Origin of the sequence: Agarivorans aestuarii, from assembly GCF_019670125.1 — a bacterium.
Lineage (GTDB): Bacteria > Pseudomonadota > Gammaproteobacteria > Enterobacterales > Celerinatantimonadaceae > Agarivorans > Agarivorans aestuarii.
In genome coordinates, this window is the sequence record NZ_AP023033.1 from 2,113,246 (window position 1) to 2,136,500 (window position 23,255).

Consider the following 23,255-nt stretch of genomic DNA (forward strand, 5'->3'; position numbering starts at 1 on the left):
AGGTGACACTATGTTCGATAAAGTATTGATAGCCAACCGTGGCGCGATAGCTTGCCGGATCATTCGAACCCTTAACAAAATGAACATTGCCAGCGTGGCTATTTACAGCGACGCCGACGCAGATAGCCTGCACATTAGCCAAGCCAGCGAAGCCTATAGCTTGGGTGAAGGTTCAGCCAGTCAAACTTACTTAAACATCGACAAGATCTTTGCCATTGCCAAACAAACTGGCGCGCAAGCCATTCATCCTGGTTATGGTTTTTTAAGTGAAAACCAAGACTTTGCCAAACGTTGTGAGCAACAAGGTTTAGTGTTTTTAGGCCCCACGGCAGAGCAAATGAATGCCTTTGGCCTTAAACATTGTGCTCGTGAGTTAGCCGAACAAGCGCAAGTGCCTTTATTACCGGGCAGTGGTCTATTAGAAGATCAACAACAAGCCTTAAGCTGCGCCGAACAACTGGGTTACCCGGTTATGCTAAAAAGCACTGCTGGTGGCGGCGGTATTGGTATGCAACGTTGCGACACCGCAGAGCAGTTGAGCCAAGCCTTTGATAGTGTAAAACGCCTTAGTGAAAACAACTTTAGCAATGCGGGCTTATTCCTCGAGAAGTTTATTACCCAAGCTCGCCACATCGAAGTACAAGTATTTGGTAATGGTGCTGGTGAGGTATTAACCTTAGGCGAGCGTGATTGTTCAGCGCAGCGCCGCAATCAAAAAGTGATTGAAGAAACCCCAGCACCCAACTTAAGCCCAGCGATTCGTCAGCAATTACAACAAACCGCTAAGCAGCTTACCGAAAGTGTTAATTACCGCAGTGCAGGCACCGTAGAGTTTGTATTTGATCAGCAAAGCCAAGCTTTTTATTTTTTAGAAGTGAATACCCGTTTACAGGTGGAACACGGCGTAACCGAGATGGTGTTTGGCGTCGATTTAGTGCAATGGATGGTAGAGCTGGGCTATGCACAGTTCTCTCAACAAACGTATCCATTGGTTGATAAAGCCAGCAATTTACAGGCTTTTGGTCACGCTATTCAAGTCCGTTTATATGCCGAAGATCCTAACAAAGATTTCCAACCAAACGCTGGTTTACTTAGCCATGTTGCATGGCCAACCGAAGCCGAACTGGCTTTGCCAACAGCTGAGCAACTACGTATCGACCATTGGATAGAAAGTGGGGTAGAAGTCTCTCCGTTTTTCGACCCGATGCTGGCTAAAGTGCAATACCACGCAGCAGATAGAGACTCTGCCATTGCCGGTTTAGCCAAGGCGCTGCAGGCTTGCCAAGTGTATGGTATCGAGCATAACCTAGCCTACCTTAAACAGTTGCTTACTTTGCCTGCCTTAGAGCAAGGCACCTTGCTAACTTCAAGTTTAAATAGTTTTGCTTACCGCCCAAGTACTATGGATGTACTAAGCGCCGGCACACAAACTACTATTCAAGATTACCCGGCACGAAAGGGCTACTGGGATATTGGCGTTCCTCCTTCTGGGCCAATGGATGCACAAAGTTTTCAGCTTCTTAATCAGCTATTAGGTAATCCAAGTGATGCCGCTGGTTTAGAGATTACCCTGCAAGGGCCAACCCTCAAGTTTAATCAAGACAGCTTGGTAGCAGTAGGTGGCGCAGATATAGAGATTAACTTAGATGGTCAAAGCCGCGCGATGTGGCAAGTATTTAAAGTAAGCGCCGGCCAAAGCTTAGCATTAGGCAAAGTGAGCGATGCCGGTGCTCGCGCTTATTTAGCGGTAGGTGGCGGCATTCAATGTCCTGAGTATTTAGGCAGTAAATCTACCTTCACTTTAGGTCAGTTTGGCGGCCACGCAGGGCGTGCGCTAAGAACCGGCGATGTGTTGCAACTGCCAGATGCAAAACAAGTAAATGCCATTGACGATTTCTTACTAGGCCGAGAGTTACAGCAAAAGCCGCAAATTACTCAACAGTGGAATATTCACGTTATCTACGGCCCGCATGGTGCGCCAGACTTTTTTACCGACCAAGACATCGAGCAGTTTTTTGCAGCAACTTGGAAAGTGCATTTTAATTCTAGCCGAACCGGCGTGCGCCTTATTGGGCCAAAGCCTGAGTGGGCACGTAGTGATGGCGGCGAAGCGGGTTTGCACCCATCTAACATTCACGATAACGCTTACGCTGTAGGCAGTATCGATTTTACTGGCGATATGCCAGTGATCCTTGGCCCAGATGGCCCAAGTTTAGGCGGCTTTGTTTGCCCAGCAACCATTATTAAAGCCGACCTATGGAAAATGGGACAGCTTAAAGCGGGCGATGAAATTAACTTTATTCCAGTAAGTATTAAGCAAGCAGAGCAGGCAGAGCGAGAGCAATTAGCAAGCTTAGCGCTAGGCAACGCCTACAATAGCGAAATTAGCGCTGCGCCCATTACTACGCCAATTGTAAAAACCTTAGCGGGTGATGTTTATGGTGAAAAGGTGGTATATCGCCCAGCGGGTGAAGACTATTTGTTAATTGAGTATGGTCCGCAGCGTTTAGACATTGCGCTGCGCTTTAGAGTGCATGCCTTAATGCTTAACTTGCAAGCGCAAAACATTGCCGGCATTGAAGAGCTTACTCCGGGTATTCGTTCACTACAGGTTCACTACAACAACCTAGAGCTACCGCTAGAGCGTTTATTGGCAATACTAGAGCAAGCAGAAGCAAGCCTTGGTGATATTGACCAACTTAGTGTGCCAGCACGAGTTGTGCATCTACCGCTATCTTGGGACGATGAAGCCACTCGTTTAGCTATTCAAAAGTATAACGATGTAGTGCGCAAAGACGCGCCATGGTGCCCCGATAATATCGAGTTTATTCGCCGCATTAACGGCTTAGACACCGCTGAGCAAGTGAAAGACATTGTGTTTAACGCTAACTATTTAGTGATGGGCTTAGGCGATGTGTACTTAGGCGCACCGGTTGCTACACCTATAGACCCTCGCCATCGTTTAGTCACCACTAAATACAACCCAGCACGTACCTGGACACCAGAAAATGCTGTAGGCATTGGCGGCGCTTACTTATGTGTGTATGGCATGGAAGGGCCGGGTGGTTATCAGTTTGTAGGCCGTACTCTACAGATGTGGAATCGCTACCGTAGCACTACAGAGTTTACTAAACCTTGGTTATTGCGCTTTTTTGATCAAATTAAATTTTACCCAGTGAGTGCGGAAGAGCTTAAGCAAATCCGTAAAGAGTTCCCTCGTGGAGATTACCCGCTAAAAATTGAGCAAACCGAATTCAGCTTAAAAGGCTATCAAGCTCTGTTAGACGAGCAACAAGAGAGCATTCAAACTTTTAAGCTTAAGCAACAACAAGCCTTCGAAGCCGAGCGCCAACGCTGGGAAGAAAGCGGCCAAGCCCACTTCTCGGTAGAAGAGCAAAGCCAACAAAGCGCTACTGAAGACGCTTTAGCAGATTCAGAACTGGCGATAGAAAGCCACGTAGCCGGCAACCTTTGGCAAGTAATGGTAGAGCCGGGGCAAAGCGTTAAATCTGGCCAGGTGGTGGCAGTGTTAGAAGCAATGAAAATGGAATTAGAAGTGACTGCGCCTTCAAACGGAGTAATAAAACAGTTGAACCAAATTCAAGGCTCCCAAGTTCACGCAGGGCAGCGCCTAATGGTTATGGAGACCGAATAACATGACAACAAGTACCTACACTATTTCGCAGTTGCGCGAAGCTTACCTAAGCAAACAGTTTAGCGCTAAGCAATATTTAGAGCAGCAGTTAGCAGCAGTGAAAAGCGACATCAACAACTGTTGGATATCTACAATTAGTGAGCAACAATTAGCCGACTATTTGGCCGCGCTAGAGCAGCAAGGTATTGCCGAGCTACCTTTGTATGGCGTGCCTTTTGCGATTAAAGACAATATTGATCTAGCAGCATTGCCAACTACCGCAGGCTGTAAGGAATACAGCTACCAACCCAGTGACAGCGCCTTTGTGGTGAAACAACTTATTGCAGCTGGTGCGGTGCCTTTGGGTAAAACCAACTTAGACCAGTTTGCTACAGGTTTAGTGGGTACTCGCAGCCCTTGGGGAGCAGTTAAAAACAGCTTTGATCCAAGCATGATTTCTGGTGGCTCTAGCTCAGGCAGTGCGGTAAGTGTTGCCTTGGGCCAAGTGTGTTTCTCTTTGGGGACCGATACCGCAGGCTCTGGCCGAGTGCCCGCAGCGCTTAATAATATTCTTGGCTTAAAAGCCACCAAAGGTTTGCTTAGTTGCAGCGGTGTAGTACCAGCCTGTAAAAGCCTCGATTGTGTCACCTTGTTCGCCCATACCAGTGATGATTTAAACTTGCTGCTGGACGTAGCTGGCCAATACGACGCCGATGATTGCTACGCAAGGCCAAACCAACAAGCTAATCAAAGCCAGTACTATCAGCCTTTGCAGGAGTTAACTTCACTTAAAATTGGTGTGCCCAAAGCTAGTAACCTAGCGTTTTTTGATAACCCAGAAACAGAAAAGTTGTTTGGGCAAAGTCTCAAACAGATACAGCGCTTAGGCGCAGAGTTAGTAGAGATTGATTTTGAACCATTCTTAGCAGCCGCTAAATTACTTTACGAAGGCCCATGGGTGGCCGAGCGTTATGCCGCTATTCAAGAATTTTTTGAAAAAGACTCAAGCCAATGTTTACCAGTTATTCAAACCATTATTGGCGGCGCTACAAAACACAATGCGGTAGATGCCTTTAAGGCCTTTTATCAACTGCAAGCCTATAAAGTGGTCTGTGACGAGCTAGTTAAACAAGTAGATGCAATTGTTACCCCAACAGCGGGCAGTAGTTATAGCTTTGCCCAATTACAAGAAGATCCCATTCAACTTAACTCCAACATGGGCTACTACACTAACTTTATGAACCTGCTGGACTACAGCGCGATATCGGTACCTGCCGGTTTCTACCAAAACAAGCAAGGTAATACTCAAAGCTTTGGTATTACCCTGTTTAGCGATGCTTATAATGACAGAAAGATCCTCAGCATGGCTGCGCTTGTCCAACAAGATAATGGCTTTAACTTAGGTGCAAGCAAACAAGCCTTACCGGCACTGCAAACCTCAGAAAGCATAGATGATGATTATATGGAGCTGGCAGTGTGTGGTGCTCACTTGTCAGGCTTACCTCTTAACTTTCAGCTTACCGAGCGAGCAGGGCAATTAGTTAAAGCGACTCAAAGCGCCAGCGCCTACAAGTTATATGCCTTAGCTGGTGGTCCGCCCGCGCGCCCCGGTATGATTCGTGATGAAGAATATGGCGTAGCGATAGAAGTAGAAGTATGGCGCTTACCCAAACAACACCTGGGTAGCTTCTTGCAAGGCATTCCGCACCCTCTAGGTTTAGGCAAAATTGAGTTAGCCGATGGAAGCTGGGTAAATAGCTTTATCTGCGAAGGCTACGCAACGACCACAGCCAAAGATGTTAGCGAATTTGGCGGCTGGCGAGCGTACATGGCTAGCTTGTAATAAGCAGTAGTTAAAACGCTCAACCAACAAAAAAGCACTGGCTACTCACCCAGTGCTTTTTACTTTCCTTCTTTCCCCAACTGCTTGCATACTTTCGTCATGAGTTTTTTATCAATGTGTTGGCTAGTTTACTGAATTGAGTAGGGTTTAGTGATAATCTTCATTGCAATGAATGTGTGATAAAAGGAAAAATTCCTTGTTTAAACAAGGAATTTTTCCTTTTAATAAGATGTTAGATTTTTCAAGGAAGATTTGTGAAGCTTTCACATAAACATCATTATGTACCAGAGTGGTACCAAAAAAGATTCATGCTTGAAGAGCAGAAGGCTTATTTCAGACTTGATCTCTTTCCTGAAATCATCAAAAGACCCGACGGTAAAATTATAAAAAAAGGAGAAATCCTGACTAAAGGTCCGGGAAAATTTTTTTATGAAATTGATCTATATACGACTAATTATTTTGGGCATAAAAATGATGATATCGAGCGCCACCTCTTTGGCAAAATAGATACTGAAGGAGCAGCCGCTATTTCTGCAATGGCTTCTCCTGATTGGATGCGCTTAATTCACCCTCACATATTAAAGTATTTTGAATATTTAGATGCTCAAAGGTTAAGAACACCTAAAGGTCTAAACTGGCTCGTAAAAGTGACGAAACCAAAAAGTTACAATGATCTTTTAATGAAGATGCAGGAAGTCAGAAGGATGCATTGCACTATGTGGGCAGAAGCATCAATGGAGGTTGTGAGCGCAAATAACTCAGGTACTAAATTTATTGTAAGTGATTCACCCGTAACATTTTATAACTCTGTATTTTACCCTGCCAATGCTAAATGCGTATTCCCATCTGATCCAGAAATTTACTTAAAGGGTACTAGAACAATTTTTCCCTTAGATATGAATCATTGTGCAATTTTAACAAACGTTGAGTACGCGAGAAGTCCAGGTAAGTTAAAAGCCCCTAAACCAAGAACAAACCCACGATATTTTGATGAAACAATCATTAACTATAGCGATATCATTAGGGAGCGGGAGTTAACTGAGCAACAAGTACTCTCGATCAACTATATTCTTAAAAAACGAGCTACTAAATATATTGCGGCGGCTAAGAAAGATTGGTTATTTCCTGAAAATTACCTAAGAAAAACAGATTGGAGATCACTTGACTCTGTATTTGTTTCCAATAGTACTAAGCTTTTTGGTATTAACAGAGAAACATTTATTGGCGGTAAAGACGGTAAGTTAATCGCAACTCAAGATGAATTTGGTCGTAAGCCTAAATCTAAAGAAGAATGGTTAGAGAAAGAAAAACAATCTAAAGCCATGCAAGAGCATGTTATGAAGTTATTAGCTAAAGAAAAATCTAACAAGTCATTTCAGCAGGACAAATAACAGTTGGCTTTGCTCCTGCTTCGCTATTTTAGCCAACAATTATTTGCCTCTGAATGAGGCGTTATAACTCAAAACGAATATGAAGAGACAACTAAAAAATTTCACTTTTGCACTTATAGGTTTTTCAGTGTTTTTCTTGGCTATATACTTTAAAGCTACGTCACAAGGTGCGGAATCTTTTTCGGAAAGTGATATGCCATTTTGGAAATCTGTACTTGGTGTTACTATTGCCATTACCTACTTTTCGGTGTGGCTCACTTTATTAATTCATTGTTTTAAAACTAATTACATTAAAAAAAGAGCCGGCTGGGTTTTATCTTTATTTTTTCTACAATGGTTAGCTGCAATACCATACATTTTAGCGGTCTACATCCCCAGTCTTAGAGACCAAAAGAATGTGTTATAACAAGTGGGTAATATGACTCCAAAAAGCTGCGCTTTTTTCCGCATATTACTCAAGCGTTAAGTTTCAAGGAGAGATAATGAGTAGCTTCCTAAATCCCACTTTTCAATGGAATGAGTTTTTCTGGGAAACAGAAGTAAGCTTACCTGATTGGGCTGGTTTCCAAGAGCGGAATGGACCTTATGGAGCCTTATCATCAATCAAACCTTCAATTGGTAAGACCAAAATAGTTTTCGCTCCAGAAGGTCGCGATGAAAGCCCAATCAATCCTGAAGAAATGGAACTAATAAATTGGTTTCTTTCTAATCAAAGCGCTGTCATTGAATCTATAATAAATACTTTGTTTTCAAACTACTCATCTATCAGAGACAACACCATAAAAGAGCTTGGTGAGGAGATGTCCGAGTTTTTTCCACCTGTAAAAACACCTGATGATATAAAAGGTGTTGTTGGCGTTGTATCAGTAAATATTCATCAAGTGGCTAAAAACAGCATACCGTTTATCGGGGTTGAAATGGGATGCAACTGGGAAGAAGAACACGGATTTGGTTTTCTATTACATGGCAACAGAATTGTTGAAATAGGTGGTGCCGATACAGCGATTCTTCTCTGGTTAGCGAATCAACATGCAAATGAAACTTAACAAATTGAAGCACCCGCCCCTACCGGGCTATGGACAAAAAACTAACTGGCGTTCATTTTTTTGCCGGTGTTCAAAGACGTTATGTTTTTGAGCATAAGTAAAAGCGTGATCTATGAAAATTGATGTCCGGAAAGAAATCTCTGCTGAAAAGGAATGGCGAACACTAGCTTTGGCATTTTATTCATTGGCCCATAACGATCAAAGTGAATGGGATAACTTGCCAAGTAACCTAAAGCAAAGTGACATAGGTCAGTTGTGTCAAAAATACATTGATACAAAAGATAGCAAATATATTGAAGAGGCAGGAGTGGCGCTAGCAGGCAAACATTGGCATGTCGCGTTAGGGCGAACATTCTAGCCAAAACATAACAATCACAGGCAGTTGACGCTATAAAGCCCGCGCCACTACCACAAACGTTACAGAACAAAGGTAATTATCCAGATCTAATATCAATAGTGCATTTAGGTTCAAAGTGTTTTTCTTAACCATTTGATAGATTTGTATTTCAATGTGCATGGGGGATTGAAAATGGGAATGATAATAGGTTTGGTTATTCTGGCTGCTATAGATTGGTATCTTGTTCGTAAGACAGGGCTACATATTCCTCAATTGATTACTAAGTATCTGGCGGATAGGGAAAACAATAAATAGTATTCGCTTAAATTATAGACCAAACTTGGCATTAAATTCGCAATGAAACAGTGGGTTAGTTTTCGCTTCGCCACTCATTATAATCCACTATTTTAGTCCGCTTATTGCGGTGTTATCTATCAGTCGTGTTCTGCTATTTCGGGCGAAACTACAAGGTTAAAAATGAAATCTACACAAGAGCAAGACGAGCAAATAGCCAACATGGTCTTTTCAAAAATCTATCCTCTTTACCTTACCAAGGTTGAGAAAAAAGCGCGTACAAGTAACGAACTTAATCAGGTTATTAGCTGGCTTACCGGCTATAGCGAGGCTGTTCTTCAAAAGCATATTAATGGCTCTGCCACATTCAAAGAGTTCTTCGCTGACGCCACTATTAACCCAAACGCTAAGTTAATAACCGGAAAGATTTGTGGCTATAAAGTGGAAGAAATTGACAACCCTTTGACCCAACAAGTTCGCTACCTTGATAAGTTAGTTGATGAACTTGCAAAAGGGCATGAATTGAAAAAGATCTTTAGAGGCGCTTAAGCTAATCAGATAACAAGCTAAACATGCTTTTAAAGAAGCTGAGAGCGTGGTGACTAAAAGGCCAAAGCAAGGTTTGCTTTGGCCTTTTAGGTTCTTGGAGCTAAGTTTTAAGGCTTAAGCCTTAGTAGCCTGTTTGTCGGCAGTGATCTGCTGGTTAAGTTGCTCGCCAACATGGCCTGGAGAGTGAGTTGAGCGCGCTAATAGCTGATACATTGCTGGTATCACCAGTAAGCTAACAACCGACGCAAAGGCCATGCCGAACAATACCACTGTACCTACTGAGATACGGCTTTCTGCTCCCGCGCCAGTAGAGACAATTAAGGGGATTGCTCCGGCTACCGTGGTAAAGGCTGTCATGGTAATTGGGCGTAAGCGCCTTGATGCTGCTTGCACAATCGCTTGGTTAAACTCAATACCTCGGTCGCGAAGTTGGTTGGCGTACTCAACAATGAGAATGCCATTTTTGGTTACCATGCCAATGAGCATGATCATGGCTATTTGGCTGTAAATATTGAGGCTTTCGCCCATTAAATACATGCCTGCTAGGCCACCAAATATTCCCATCGGTACGGTAAGCATCACCACCATTGGGTTGATAAAGCTTTCAAATTGGGCGGCAAGCACTAAATAAGCAACTAATATGGCTAAGCAGAAAATAATAAAGGTACTGCTTTGATTTTCTTTGTAGTCTTTTGATTCTCCACTGTAGGCAATAGATATGTCGCTAGGCAGCTGCTCAATGGCAAACTGTTCTAGGTAATCTAGTGCTTCTCCCATAGTATGGCCTTGATTAAGCGTACCCGAAACAGTCACCGCTCGCTGTTTGTCTAAGCGGCTTAGTCGGCTGGCAGAGGCTATTTCTTCTAGTTGGGTTACGCTATCTAGCGTTACCAAACTACCGTTTGCTGCACGTAGGTAAATTTTGCTTAAATCGCTGGCGCTGTTAAAGCCTTCTTCGCCTCCACGTAGGTAAACGTCGTACTCTTCGCCTCTGTCTACAAAGGTTGTTTCGCTGCGACCTCCTAACATTACCTCTAATGTGTCGGAAATGTCGCTCACACTTACGCCTAATTCAGCGGCGCGTTGGCGGTCAATTTTTACAATAAGCTCTGGGGTTTTTTCAGAATAGTTAATATCTACCGTACTAATCGCAGGATGTGCTTCGGCGGCTTGCATAACTACTTGGCCCCAATGATTTAGCTCCTCAAAGCTTGAACCCGCCAATACAAATTGAATAGGGTCGTTTGATTTTCCTCTAAAGCCTGGCTGCATGGGTCGAATAGAAATGTCGGCAATATTAGACAGTGTTTTACGCAGTAGGTTAACCACGTCGCCAGCGTTTTGTTCACGCTCTGCCCAGTCTTCTAGTTGAACAATGATAAAGGCAGTATTGTCGCCGGCGCGGCCACCAAAGGCTGGCGTTTGCATGTTGAATGACTTAATCACGCCATTGCCAACCAAGGGCATAATTTGCTGCTCTACTTGGTCCATGTTGGTGGTCATACGATCATAGCTAGTACCTTCGGCACCCTTGATCATGATGAATACCACACCTCTGTCTTCAACCGGCGCAAGTTGCGAGGGGATAGCTTGCATAAACGCAACACTGCCAAGCACACACAATACAATGGCGGTAGGCCCGGCAGTGCGAGTAGCAGTAATCTTGTTTAGCAGAGTTTGATAAGCAGGGATCAGTTTTGCGAATGCTGCGTCCATCATTTTGCTTATACGGCTAGGTTTAGCATTGTGGCGTAACAGTTTGCTGCTGAGCACGGGGGTAAGAGTTAGTGCAATAAACGAAGAGAAAATAACGGCTACCGATAGCAATACCGAAAACTCGGTAAACATCTTACCTACCATGCCGTCCATGTAGGCAATGGGCAAAAACACCATAACTAAAACCAAAGTGGTTGCAATAACGGCAAAACCAACTTCACGGGTACCGCGATAAGCTGCTAGCAAGGGCGGGGTGCCTTGCTCGATGTGGTGGTAAATATTTTCTACTACCACAATTGCATCATCCACCACTAAACCAATAGCAAGAATAAGCGCCATTAAAGTAATTAGGTTGATGGAAAAGCCAAAGCTTTGTGCGGCGATAAAGGTGGCAATTAGCGATACGGGAACGGTAATCGCCGGAATAATGGTTACTCGTGCTTGGCCTAGGAAAATATATAGCACTAACACAACTAAGCCACCGGTGATCATTAAGGTTTGGTAGACCTCGTCGATGGCTTGGTCGATAAATACCGTGGCATCGTAATCTACTTTTAGCTCGGTGCCCTCGGGTACAAAACGTTGTAAACGCTCAACCTCGTTTGCAACCATGGTGGCTACATTAAGTGGGTTAGCATCTAATTGCGTAACTATGCCTAGGCTTAGGTTTAAGATGCCATCACTTTTAAAGGTGGAGTTTTCGTTCTCGGCACCAACAAATACGCTGGCGACATCTTTTAGATAAACGTGAGTGCCGTCTTCACTGGTTCGAATTCGCAGGTAGTCAAAATCTTCAGGCTCGGCATAGAGTCGCTCGGTGCGTACCGACATCACCGTGGTATCGTTTCTTATTTCACCGCCGGGTAACTCGAGGTTTTCACTTTTTAATGCAGTAACAATGTCGCTAGGAGTAACTTGTCGGCCGGCCATTAAGGTGGGGTCGAGTTTTACATACATTACTTTGTATAATGCACCGGTAAGTTCTACCGAGCTTACTCCGCTAATAAGGTTAAAACGATCTACCAATACGCGCTCTGCGTAGTCGGTTAGCTCGGTGCGATCCATCTTATTGGAGTTTAGGTTGATATAGATAGAGGCTTCGCCGCTGCCGTTATCTTTAGACACAACTGGATCAGTAATATCATCGGGCAAACTACGCTTGGCTCGCTCTACGGCATCACGCACATCGCTTACACCCTCGGTTAAGGACCAACCCAGTAAAAATGTTACGGTTACCCGCGACATACCATTTCGGGACACGGAATCAATTTGATCAATACCACTAATACCCGATAATTGGTCTTCAATTACCGAGGTTATTTGGCTGTCGATTATGGTGGCAGACACGCCCTCGTAGCGGGTGCTAATGGTAACAACTGGGTTTTCTACATCTGGCATTTCTCGCACAGCCAATTGGCTAAACGAAGCAATACCAAAAACACACAGCAACAAGCTTAATACAATGGCAACAACAGGGCGTTTTACCGAAATGTCAGACAGCAGCATTAAATTGGCTCCTGAGTGGCTTTTTCATCGGCGAGTTGTTTCGATTTGGCGACTTTGGTGTCTACTTGTTTAATCCGAGCGCCGTCGCGAATATTCACCAGGCCTTGTACTACGATGTTGTCGTTTAATGCTAAACCTTGGTCGATTAGCACGTAGTTATTGATACGTGCACCTAGATGAACTTCGGTGCGATGAGCAATATTGTTTTCTCCAACCACATACACAAACCGTTTGGTGCCAGAGTATTCAATAGCCTGCACAGGGATCATTGCTTGAGTGGCTGCTGGTAAGGTGAGCTTAGCGCGCATCATCATGCCCGGTTTTAGTTGTTTACTGGTGTTGTCGAAGTTAACTCGCACAGTGAGGTTAAGGGTATTGCTGTCTACTCGTGGGTCTATGGCGTCGATGGTGCCTTCAAAGATCTGCTGTGGCCAAGCCGGGGTTGTGGCTTGTATAGGCATGCCTTTGGATAATAGAGACAAATATTGGTCGGGCACATTTAGGTCGAGTTGCAGACTTGATAGGTTGTCTAAGCTGAGTAGCGATTGATTTGCGTTAATCAGTTCACCGTTACTGATATTGATTAATCCAGTAACCCCAGTAAAAGGCGCGGTAAGAGTGTGATCATCAAACTCGGATTGCGCTGACTGCAATCGTGCTTTGGCAATCGTTACGCTGGCCAGTTGTGCATCAAAACTGGTTTGCGAAACAGCTTTACGTTTTAGCAGTTGTTCAAATTCATACAGTTTTCGTTGCTCGTCGGCCAAGTAAGCTTTTGCTTCGGCTAATGCTGCACTGGCTTTTAAATCGTTTAGCTTAACTAATACGTCGCCTGCTTGAACTCGTTGATTAGAACGCACATTGATTTGATTAATCTTGCCGCTGACTTCTGCTGCAATAGCCACCGACTGTTCGGCATCTAGGGTGCCAATTAAGCTTAGGTTTTGAGCTAGGCTATGTTGTTGCACTTGCTCTGTTGTTACCAAAGTGGGGGCAAGGCTACGCGCTGGGTTGCCATTTGTAGACTGCTGATTGATCACTATTAGAGCGATCATGCAAATAATGAGAACTGGCGGTAAAACATAACGTAAGTACATGGGAGTCCATCGAGCTTAAAAATGAATAGCTATTTTACGTTGTTTAGGTTTCTGTTTAGGTAAACTAATGTAAAGATATGCAAAGGTTTTCCTTTCTATGTGCTGTGTAATTAACGCGGCTTATTTATTTATGCTTTAGTGTTGATGTAATGTAGATTTTTACGTGGCAATGTGAGCTTAAACTAGTGAGTAAGCTTAAGTGATTTGGAGGAACAATGATGAAAGCAAGCAAGATTAAGTGATTTGGAGGAACAATGATGAAAGCAAGCAAGATGGGTTATAACCCAGAGTACCAAGAAGAAGCGCCTAGCAGCGAGGATTTAGCAGCATTAAGTGGATATGCAGTATTAGAGTTTGGTGCGCCTTGGTGTGGCCATTGTAAAGCTGCTGCCAGTGCGGTTGAGTCGGTGTTATCTTCAAAAAATTTACCACACATCAAAGTGTTTGACGGCAAAGGTAAGCGCTTAGGGCGAGCATTTCAGGTTAAGCTTTGGCCAACTTTAATATTGCTTGAGTCCGGTAAGGAAGTGGCACGAGTTGTAAGGCCAGTTGCTGTCGGCGATGTACAGGCGCTATTCGCAACACTAGAAAACTAAGCTTTTACTACAGCTTTACAGTTAACTTAAGTAAAATGCTCAAGCTAATTTTTAGCCAGGCTATTTTGATAAGCCAACACCCTATAGGCTTATAGTCGCTTTGGTGTTAATCCTCCTCCCAATTATTAAGTGTTGTTATGCAAGCTTTTAAAACGCAGTTTACGCTGTCACGCCAATACCTCGCCGAATGTTTTGATCAAACATCGCCCTTTGAAAAGAAGTCCGCTATAAAGAAGTGGTTTCCTGCTTTATTGCTATTAGTAGGCTTAGCGCTGTTGATGTTTACCGAGCAGCCCAAAGTAGCGGGTAGCATGCTAATTGGTTTGGCGGTATTAGAGTTAATTCATATTCGCTTTAAACGTGCGTGGTGGCTCACTCGACAAATGTGGGGGCGCAGCGCTAATAGTGAGATAAAACTTAGCATTAACAATGAAGGTATAGAGACACAAAATCCTTACACCAAAACCAGCCTAGCTTGGGACAATGTAGAGACGGTTATTGAAACGGAGCTTGGCATTATTTTGGTGGCTAAAACAGGCGGTAGACAGTATTTGTCGAAGTCTTTGTTTCCAGAAGAGCTGGTGGCAGAAATAATTGTTAAGTTTAAAGCGGTTGAAGAAGACTAGTTGTTTGTGCAAGGTAGTTAGTTTTAGTTGAGTGATTTAGTAGCGGTTTGCGAATAATAGAGAGTAAACAGTAAGATCATTCTATATCTTGGTTGCTTGGAATTTTAAGCTGATTGCAGTTTGTTTTATAAACTAAAGGGCAAAGTATGTTTAGCCACGTAATGATTGGTACCAACGATTTAGCACGTTCAAAAGCATTTTATGACCAGATTATGCAAGTGCTTGGGTATAACGAAGGTGTGATGGATGCTAAAGGTCGCTGTATGTATGCCACTGCATCGGGAGTGTTGGGCTTAACTAAGCCAATTAATGGTGAAGACGCCACTAATGGCAATGGGATGACAGTGGGGTTTTTAGCTAGCAACCCAGAGATGGTGGATACGTGGCACGCGGTGGGGCTTGCTAATGGTGGAACTGGAATCGAAGAGCCACCAGGCATAAGAGGTAAAGCGCCACGAAAACTTTATATGGCTTATTTGCGCGACCCCGATGGCAATAAGATATGCGCAACCCATTTTGTGCTCGATTAGCGTTATGCACTTAACGAAATAAAAACCAGCGACTTTAGCCGCTGGTTTTTTTGTTTAGGCCGGGTTAAAAACACACTTTAGTGTATTCGCTAAATAGCGGGTTATCGCCCGACACGTAAGCACAGCCTTGCTTAGTATCAAAAATCATTGATTCAACAGTAACAAAGTCTTTGTCGTAAAGGGTAATGTTGATTGGCTTTTGCTTAAGAATGTATTTCATCCCTTGCACTGTTTTTTCTTTACTAAAGTCTACGAAGTTTTGCGCTGCTTGTTCGCGAGCAAAGCTATCGACAAAAGTTTCGTTTGCCTCTGTCATGCTCATGGTTTCAAGCATTGTTTGTTTCATTTTTGCATTGTGGTTAGCGTGGCCAATGCCACCGTCCCCACGTACTAGAACAGTAGCATCTACCGACATTTCTATAGCACCATGGTCGCCAGAATCATCAGCAACGGTAAAGTTCATGGCTACCGGTGTGGTGTAATGCTTAAGTTTGTTAAAGGCATCTTCAACACTGGTTGATGAAGTAATCGCTGCAAACACAGCATCTATGGTTACAATATTTTTGGTGTTTATATCTGCTGTGGTGCCGCTAGGCTCGCCCATAATATTTAGCACCACGCCAACGTGTTTACCCATTCCTTGAAAATGACTCCCGTCGGTGGGTATAAAGATAGTATCGTCGGTCTTGATCACACGGGTAGGGTAGTTAAGTAAGTGGTCGATCCCTAGGTCATTGTTTTGCGCAACAATGCCGGTATCTGCAAAGGCAAGTGTTGTGCAACCGCGCATTTTAGTGGCTGCGTCAGAAAGAGTTTGCTTAGTGCTGGCCTGCATAATCGACTTGTTTACTGACCAGTCCATTTGCAATGCTGCGGCATATAACTCGTGTACTTCTACTCCTCGAATCTCTGCTTGGCGTTCCATCATAGCGGCATACTTAGGGGCTATTGCTTGGTTGTTTGCTACTGCATTTTTAGCTAGCGTGAGTACTTCGGCATCCGGCGTTAGGCGGTCAAACTTAGCAAGTGTTTGTGCTAAGGCTTCTGCGCTTTGGCCGCTTAAGTCGATAAGCTCTGCGCCGTTTTGATGGGCTGCACGTTGAGGCTGGTAATAATCTAACTTATCGCCAGCTTTCATGTCGGCTAAAGCATGCGTTGAGAGCAATGCGAGTGTAACAACAGTTAATATAGATTTTTTCATAGTTCGCACCAAGTGGTTAAGAATGTTTGGTGAGATCAGATTATCAACTGCTGCTTCTAAAGTTTGTAACGATAAAGTACCAGTATTCCAATATTTGGAAAGCCCATGAATTGAATATCTTGGAAAATTTAGCGTCGACTAGTTATGGTCATTTACCCGTAGTCGCTTACCTTTTGCTGCTAGCGCGCAGAATACCGTACAAGCCACGCCAAACAGAGCAATGATTAAGAGTGGTAAGCTCCAAGTCCCCGTTGAGGTATGGATAAAACCTATAAGCGAAGGGCCGGTTGCCGCTAAAGCATAACCAAAGCTTTGCGACATGCCCGACAGTGCGGCTGCTTGTTGAGTATTTGTTGTTTTATGGCCAATAAAACTTAGCGCTACAATAAACGTAGCGCAGTTGCTTAGGCCAAATAATCCTACCCATAATATGGCTAAACCGGGTGCTAATATCATCCCCAGCAAACTAAATACTACGCTAGATGCACACAGTGTTATTAGCAAAGTATGGTTTCTTAGCTTGGCCAAAATGGGCATCAACACTAGGCCTGGCACCATGGTAGAAAACTGCAAAAATCCATATATATAACCAGCATCTAATTCGCTGTAGCCAACATCGTTCAGTATTTTTGGCAGCCATCCAGCAAAGGCGTAAAAGGTAAAAGAGTTGATGCCAAGTGCTAAGGTAACAAACCAAGCTACCGGTAAACGCAGCAGTGAAGTAATGGACACAGACTCGCTATGTTGCTCTGCTTGGTGCTGCTGTCTCGATTTTGTTGTAAGTTTTGGTAGCCAGAATAGTAGGGCGGCTAAGGGAAAGATAAGGTTAAAGGCTAGCGCAAATTGCCAACCAAATAGCTGTTCTGGCGCTTGTTGCGATAAGGGCACCATCACACTTGCCGCCAAGGTTGAACCCACACCCATTACAAAAATGTACAGCGATGAAACCTCAGAAATACGCTCTGGGAAAAACTTTTTAACTACCGCTGGCAATAGTACATTACCAAAAGCGATGCCTGCGCCCATTACAACGGTACCCAAATATAAGGGCGAAACTAAACCCATCGAGCGAACCGCTACACCTAGGGCCACGCAAAATAACGAAATTACCAAGGCTTTTTCTAAGCCAAGGTTTTGCGCTAGTTTAGGCGCTAAAGATGAAAAAACCGCCAAGGATATTAACGGAAGCGCAGTCACAAACCCCGCCTGAGCAGCAGACAGTGAAAGGCTTTCCATAATTTGCTCTAGCACTGGGGCTAAGCTGGTAAACGGTGCTCTTAAATTAAGGGCCACTAAAAACACGCCTAACAGCGTGAGCAGTGTAACGGGTGATAAGCGAGGCATCTTGAGTACTACTAAGATAAAACTAGATTTTACATCAAACTAGCGAATTTGTATTACATATTTGTGGCTTACGAAATAGTAAAGTTTTGTTGGAGCTTAAGCTTGGCGATTGCTAAAAGCTGGGTGTAGAGTAAATAACAGATTAATAGATTACATTGTTGGTTTCAGCTAAGCCTTGGAGAGGTGTATGTCTTACGAAATATTAGTGGGTTTGCAAGTAATAGATGATGCTAAGTACGCAGAGTATCGAGCTGCAATGAAGCCAATATTGGCTGATTATCAGGGCCACTTTGTTTATGACTTTAAAGTGTCGGAGGTGCTCAAGACCGAGCAGCTAGATTCGCTCGAACAAAGTAACATTAATCGCGTTTTCACCATTAACTTTAGTAGCGAAGAAAATAAGGACAGTTTTTTTGCCGACCCAAATTATCAGCTAGTTAAAGATCAGTATTTTGTTAGTTCTGTAGCAAGCACAACGATTATCTCTGCCTACCATAAAGCTGATTAGACTAATGTAAATGTATAAAGCTCGCAGCGTGTGCGAGCTTTATATTTTTAGCACCTACTTGAAAGTGAACTGTTGATTGTCGCCGTTGTAACACGCCCACTGTAATAGACGAGTTCCATTAGCGGTTGATTTGCCTTCTGCGTCTAGGCATTTATCACTTTTCCTTGCGATTAACTCAAAATTACCATTGTCTTTGGGGTTAATCTTCCAATGTTGATTCTGATTATTGGGCATGCACGTCCATTGATGAACAGTTGTACCATCGGCCGTGGAACCATTGTTTAAATCAACACACTTTTCGCTGCGTTGCGACTGAATTAGGTACCAACCATCATTTGATGTAGTTGTTCTCACTAGGTAACCAATTAAAAAAAGCGCCACTCAGGGGAAGTGGCGCTTTTGCTTACGGTCTTGGTGCTAGGGCCAAGAACTTGCTAAGGCATTAGCGTTGTGGCGGGGCGGAGAAGTCCCAAACCACTATGCTGGCAACCGTTAGCTCACCGTTATGTTTGAAATCAACATCTACGGTGTTGTTAGTAGAGAGGTACTCTACCGGTACAGGAATTTCTAACGTTGCGAAGTAACGGTCAGAAGAGTACTTAGCGGGACCGCGCCAATCGATAGGTGTAGTTACGTCGTTACCATTAACCGTTAGTGAGTTAATAGTAAGCAATCCGCCTTCTTTATCATCTTGGTCTGGGAACAAGGCTACAGTTAAACGTAGCATTGCTTCTGCAGCGCCATTTGGTACTACAAGGTTGTTAACCTTAACGGTTTTAGCACCACCATTTACACTTATGCGATGTGGTACCGAGCCGCCACTAACACTTTCGCCAAAGTATTTGTGTTCAGTTACTTTTTGGTTAACGGCAACGTTGTTGCTTAAGGTGTAGCGCAGAACTGCGGTTCCATCAGCTGCTAAGGTTAGGCTAGAAGGAAGCTGTTTCTTATGGCGGCGTTCAAGCTTAGTATGCTCTACACCGTCAAAGTACATTTGACGTAGTTCAACATTGCTAACATTTAGGCCAGTTAAACCTGCAACGTTTAGGTTAACGGTAGTGTCGTAATCTTCTAGGTTGTTGATGATTACAAACAACTCTTTTCCGTCTACATAAGCATTAACTTGAACATCTGGATCGCTTGAGTGAGCGTCAACACGTGTTCCATCTACGTCTGCCCAAAGTTCAAAGAACTTAATGTAAGAAGACCACTGCCAATCACCGTTATTTAGCTCTGACTCCATCATCATTGAGTAGTGGTAAGGTGCAGTACAGTTAACAGTTGCATCGTAACCACAACCTGCAGGCTTGTAGCCCCACAATGGTTTAGCTGGCGTAAACGGCATAGACTTAATCACGTAGTCTGGACGTTGTAAGAACTGCATTAACATGCCGTTAAAGGCTTTTAAGTTCTCGATGTCGTAACGTTCTTCGTGAGGAAGTTCGTCCCAAGCACCTTGTACAGCGCCGTACTCAGACATAACAATTGGTTTACGGTTTTCTAAACCACCAAGGTTAACGTCAGACCACTCCATCATGTCTAACATGGCTTGCACATGGCCGCCACGGCGAACCGTACCAGCTTGTCCATTTAGGTCTTTACTTGGCCAGTCGTAGATATGTACAGCGTAGAAGTCCATATCTGCACCCGCTTCTTCCATAAAGCCACGCCACATAACATCCCACTGATACCAATCGCTTTCGCGAGTATCGTCTACTGTGGTTTGCATTGCTTCGGTGAACATTGCACAGGCTTCTTCGTCTACCCAAGCACATAGGTAGTCGTCTTGGTGACGAGAGATACCATCACGACGATAGAAGTCGTGTTGACCCCAGGTCATACCGCCAATCATCGGTGCTTCGTCACCCAGTGCTTGTCTGATTTCTTGAGCAACCAAAGAGTGGTAACGCCAAATGTCTTCTTGGTTGGTAACCATGAATTGACCGGTTTTCATCAACATGTCTGGTTCGTTAATTACTTCCCAGAACTTAGGCATTGGCTCACCAACATTTCCGTTTTGAGAGTTAGCGTAGTAGTTGGCTAGGTAATGACCCATCCATTTTGCTGAGGTCTCAATAGTTTTTGGCTGCCAACCGGTAGATGTCATACCGTTGTCGTACCAGCTTAAGGTGGGGTAGGTAGGGTGCGGGTTAGTACCAGCAATTAACTCGGTTTTTTCTGGCGCAAAACGCTTGTAGAACTCGTTGTTAGCGTAATCTTCGCGCAGTACTTTACCGCGATTAACCATCCAGTCCATATCTGGCGTATTAGCAACATTTGGATCTTGAGCGGTTTCTTTGAAGCGCCAAGTTGCTGTTCCGTTGTCACGGCCCATGTATACGTCTAGGGTATTTAGGATGTAGTTCAAACGGTCGCTGTGGCCATTCCAATCTTGCTCAAAGATGGTACTGTGCATTGTCATATGGCGGCTACGGCCAAAGTCAGATACACCGTTCACTTCATGCATGATATTGGCGTTTACACTTACTGATACAGTTTCGCCGTTGCTTAGTTGCGAACTTGAGCAACCTTCTGCGTTAGCAAACTCGTCGATAGGTGTATTGGGGCAAATATCCACACTGTCGGCTACGCCATCTTCGTCGGCATCACTGCCTGCAACGGGACAACCTGTTGGTGTTACATTTTGACCAAATGGTGTGTTTGGACATTGATCAATGGTGTTTGGTACTCCATCAAAATCATCGTCGTCGCCGCCAGTGCTAGTACAGCCAATGTCATCTACAAAGGCGCCTGGTGGTGTGTTAGGGCATTGATCTATGCGATCATTGATGCCGTCTTCGTCGCTATCTTTTTGTGATGGCGTACAACCGTTTGCATCTGCAACTTCGTCACTAGGGCTGCTAGCACAAAGGTCATCTACGTCGGGAACACCGTCATTGTCACCGTCGATAGCTAGGTCAACATTGCCTACTCGGCTAAAGCTAATGCTATCGATGTTGAACTGAAAGTCAGCTGAACCAGCGCCGTAAATGCGGATAGTGTTAGTGCCACTAAAGATGTTGAATCTACCATTACCTGGTTGGGTGTAGAACACGTCCCAGTCGCCGCCAACACTATTAACGGTTGTTACATTTTTAACTGCTAATTGGCCATTGTGATCAGTAAGCATTAGGCCTACCGCTGTATCACTTAAAGTGCCTGTGGCAACTCGGTAACTGGCGTCGTATAAACCACCGGTTTCAAGTTTGACGTAAAACTCTAAGTAATCACCAGAGTTGAAGTAATTAACGGCTTTACCGTTATTGATATCATAAATACCAACTTCGCCACCTACTGCTTGGTAGTTTTCTGCTTCTAAAGTGAAGCTTCCTTCTATTTCAACAGGGTCGGTGCCATTGCTTGGTGGTATCACTACAGGCGGATCGGTTGGGTCTGCAGGATCGGTTGGGTCCGTAGGATCAGTTGGGTCTGTAGGATCGGTTGGGTCTGTAGGATCAGTTGGGTCCGTAGGATCAGTTGGCTCTGTATAATCACCTTCACGTAATAAGGCGAAGCTGGCTAAATTCCACTGCCAGTCATTGGTCCCTGAAGCATTTAAGCGCAATTGCACTGAACCACTAGGAATCGACAATAAATAACTTGGTTTGAGAGACTGGAAGTTGTCCCAGCCACCTGCAGCCACCGAAGACTTACCTACAGACGCCCAACCGTTACCAGTATTTAGCAATACTTCAATTTCTACGCCTGCATCTAGCGCTGTAGCAATTAAGTATTCAATGCTGTAATCACCAGACTCTGCAATGTTTAGGTCGAAATCTACGTAGTCGCCCTTGTTAATGTAATTAATCGCGCCTACACCATTAGCGGTATAAGTACTTACAGGAGAAGGTTGACCATCGGCAAAAGTACCACCGCTACCTGTAAAGCTGGTGGCTTGGGTAATCAGTGCTGCTGGTGGCAACACCACTGGCGGTTCAGGATCTACCGGTTCATCGCCAACTTTTTGCAGCGTGAAGTAGTCTAAGTTCCATTGCCAGTCATTGACGCCAGAGGCGGCAATTCTTATATCCACCTGGCCACTCGGTAGCTCTACGGTATGAGTAGGGGCGAGTAATTGAAAATTGTCCCAGCCAGCTGCTGGCACTGTCGTTCTTCCTTGAGAAACCCAAGCGGCACCACTTTTTACTAATACTTCAATTTCTGCACCGTTTGCTATATCGGTGCCAATTAAGTATTCAATGTTGTAGGTACCGGCTTCAGCGATGTTTACCTGATAGTCTAGGTAGTCGCCTTTGTTTACAAAGTTTATTGCAGTCGCACCATTTACTGTATAGGTGCTTACTGCTGCAATTTGGCCGTCATCGAAGGTTCCGCCAATCATCACGAAATCTTCGGCCTCTACTCGTATTGCTTCGCCAGCTGCTGCTGAACATACACCTATGCTCAGTATTGAACTGACAGCAAAGCAGAGCGGAGCCATTTTCTTTGCCTTGATAGTCATAAAACTTCCTATGTTTATATCCTAGTTATGTATTTGCGTTTGTTACTTCTCGATTATCTAAACGCGATATGCTCAAAATTTGGTATACCAATTTTGGTTGCCTTAATAAGTTGTTCTGTGCTTAAACGAATGAAGTGGTTTACTTGGTAGTACTTGATAGCACCCAAGTACTCAAGCCGTTGAGCTTAAATAATATGATTGCGCTATTTTTGATACTGACCACTTGTTGCCACTCCCTTGGTTAAGCGATTCAAGAAATACCGACCTCCTTGTGGTTAATTGGTTTCCCTAAATAACGCCAATAGGTTGACCAGTAATTGGGTTGGTAGGCAAATAAATAGCATTATTGGTTATCCAAAATTTAGAGCTTGATCACAATTGGTTGATCAATATTTATTTCGAGAGGGTGAATAAATACTTGCTTTGGTGATTTGTGCGGCAGCTCAAAAATTGTACTGATGTTGTTTCATGGCAGGATTTAACTAAAAGTCGTGCGCTATACTGGTCGGATTTGTCTTTCTTTTAACTCATTGTTTCATATTATTTAAATGTATCTTATTGATAGTGGTAGCGAT

The 23,255-nt window shown here is 44.0% G+C and carries 16 protein-coding genes; 10 read left to right on the top strand and 6 right to left on the bottom strand.

What is annotated here, in order from left to right; genetic code table 11:
• Positions 1-10 precede the first annotated feature (10 nt).
• The 6 genes from uca (at position 11) to K5609_RS09890 (ending at position 9,094) form a co-directional block, all read left to right on the top strand.
• A complete protein-coding gene (gene uca / locus K5609_RS09865; protein ID WP_221077000.1) occupies positions 11-3,655 on the top strand; it encodes an urea carboxylase in 3,645 nt (1,214 codons plus the stop codon).
• Between the two features lies 1 nt (position 3,656).
• Complete coding sequence (gene atzF / locus K5609_RS09870; protein WP_221077001.1) at positions 3,657-5,477, top strand: allophanate hydrolase; 1,821 nt, start codon at positions 3,657-3,659, stop codon at positions 5,475-5,477.
• A gap of 254 nt (positions 5,478-5,731) precedes the next feature.
• The gene (locus tag K5609_RS09875; RefSeq protein WP_221077002.1) at positions 5,732-6,868 is read left to right on the top strand and encodes a DUF4238 domain-containing protein; all 1,137 of its coding nucleotides are present in this window, start codon (positions 5,732-5,734) and stop codon (positions 6,866-6,868) included.
• A 482-nt stretch (positions 6,869-7,350) separates the two neighbouring features.
• A complete protein-coding gene (locus K5609_RS09880; protein WP_221077003.1) occupies positions 7,351-7,914 on the top strand; it encodes a DUF6985 domain-containing protein in 564 nt (187 codons plus the stop codon).
• A 112-nt stretch (positions 7,915-8,026) separates the two neighbouring features.
• Complete coding sequence (locus K5609_RS09885; RefSeq protein ID WP_221077004.1) at positions 8,027-8,272, top strand: hypothetical protein; 246 nt, start codon at positions 8,027-8,029, stop codon at positions 8,270-8,272.
• A 456-nt stretch (positions 8,273-8,728) separates the two neighbouring features.
• Positions 8,729-9,094, top strand: a complete 366-nt coding sequence (locus tag K5609_RS09890; protein WP_221077005.1) for a DUF2200 domain-containing protein — start codon at positions 8,729-8,731, stop codon at positions 9,092-9,094.
• A 114-nt stretch (positions 9,095-9,208) separates the two neighbouring features.
• Here K5609_RS09890 and K5609_RS09895 read toward each other — a convergent pair whose 3' ends face one another.
• Positions 9,209-12,316 (bottom strand): efflux RND transporter permease subunit, encoded by a 3,108-nt coding sequence (locus tag K5609_RS09895; protein WP_221077006.1) that lies wholly within the window; start codon positions 12,314-12,316, stop codon positions 9,209-9,211.
• Positions 12,316-13,413 carry an efflux RND transporter periplasmic adaptor subunit gene (locus tag K5609_RS09900; protein WP_221077007.1) on the bottom strand — a complete coding sequence of 366 codons (1,098 nt, stop codon included), beginning with the start codon at positions 13,411-13,413 and terminating at the stop codon, positions 12,316-12,318. Before K5609_RS09900 ends, K5609_RS09895 begins: the two co-directional genes overlap by 1 nt.
• 257 nt (positions 13,414-13,670) lie before the next feature.
• Between K5609_RS09900 and K5609_RS09905 the strand changes: the two genes are divergently transcribed.
• From K5609_RS09905 to K5609_RS09915, 3 genes are all read left to right on the top strand, one after another.
• Entirely contained in the window at positions 13,671-14,009 is a 339-nt protein-coding gene (locus tag K5609_RS09905; protein WP_221077242.1) for a thioredoxin family protein, read from the top strand.
• A 137-nt stretch (positions 14,010-14,146) separates the two neighbouring features.
• On the top strand, positions 14,147-14,635 hold the full coding sequence (locus tag K5609_RS09910; RefSeq protein ID WP_221077008.1) for a YcxB family protein: 489 nt from the start codon (positions 14,147-14,149) through the stop codon (positions 14,633-14,635).
• A 146-nt stretch (positions 14,636-14,781) separates the two neighbouring features.
• A complete protein-coding gene (locus K5609_RS09915; RefSeq protein ID WP_221077009.1) occupies positions 14,782-15,165 on the top strand; it encodes a VOC family protein in 384 nt (127 codons plus the stop codon).
• A gap of 64 nt (positions 15,166-15,229) precedes the next feature.
• On the opposite strand, the gene K5609_RS09920 is transcribed toward K5609_RS09915, so the two are convergent.
• A complete protein-coding gene (locus tag K5609_RS09920) occupies positions 15,230-16,366 on the bottom strand; it encodes a C45 family autoproteolytic acyltransferase/hydrolase (RefSeq protein WP_221077010.1) in 1,137 nt (378 codons plus the stop codon).
• Between the two features lie 138 nt (positions 16,367-16,504).
• On the bottom strand, positions 16,505-17,710 hold the full coding sequence (locus K5609_RS09925) for an MFS transporter (protein WP_221077011.1): 1,206 nt from the start codon (positions 17,708-17,710) through the stop codon (positions 16,505-16,507).
• Positions 17,711-17,897: 187 nt separating this feature from the next.
• Here K5609_RS09925 and K5609_RS09930 point away from each other — a divergent pair, with 187 nt between their 5' ends.
• Positions 17,898-18,218: a DUF1330 domain-containing protein gene (locus K5609_RS09930; RefSeq protein WP_221077012.1), complete on the top strand. Its 321-nt coding sequence runs from the start codon at positions 17,898-17,900 to the stop codon at positions 18,216-18,218.
• A 54-nt stretch (positions 18,219-18,272) separates the two neighbouring features.
• Here the strand turns inward: K5609_RS09930 and K5609_RS09935 are convergent, their stop codons facing one another.
• Positions 18,273-18,572: an RICIN domain-containing protein gene (locus tag K5609_RS09935; RefSeq protein ID WP_221077013.1), complete on the bottom strand. Its 300-nt coding sequence runs from the start codon at positions 18,570-18,572 to the stop codon at positions 18,273-18,275.
• Positions 18,573-18,660: 88 nt separating this feature from the next.
• Positions 18,661-22,680, bottom strand: a complete 4,020-nt coding sequence (locus K5609_RS09940) for a carbohydrate-binding protein (RefSeq protein WP_221077014.1) — start codon at positions 22,678-22,680, stop codon at positions 18,661-18,663.
• Positions 22,681-23,255: the final 575 nt, after the last annotated feature.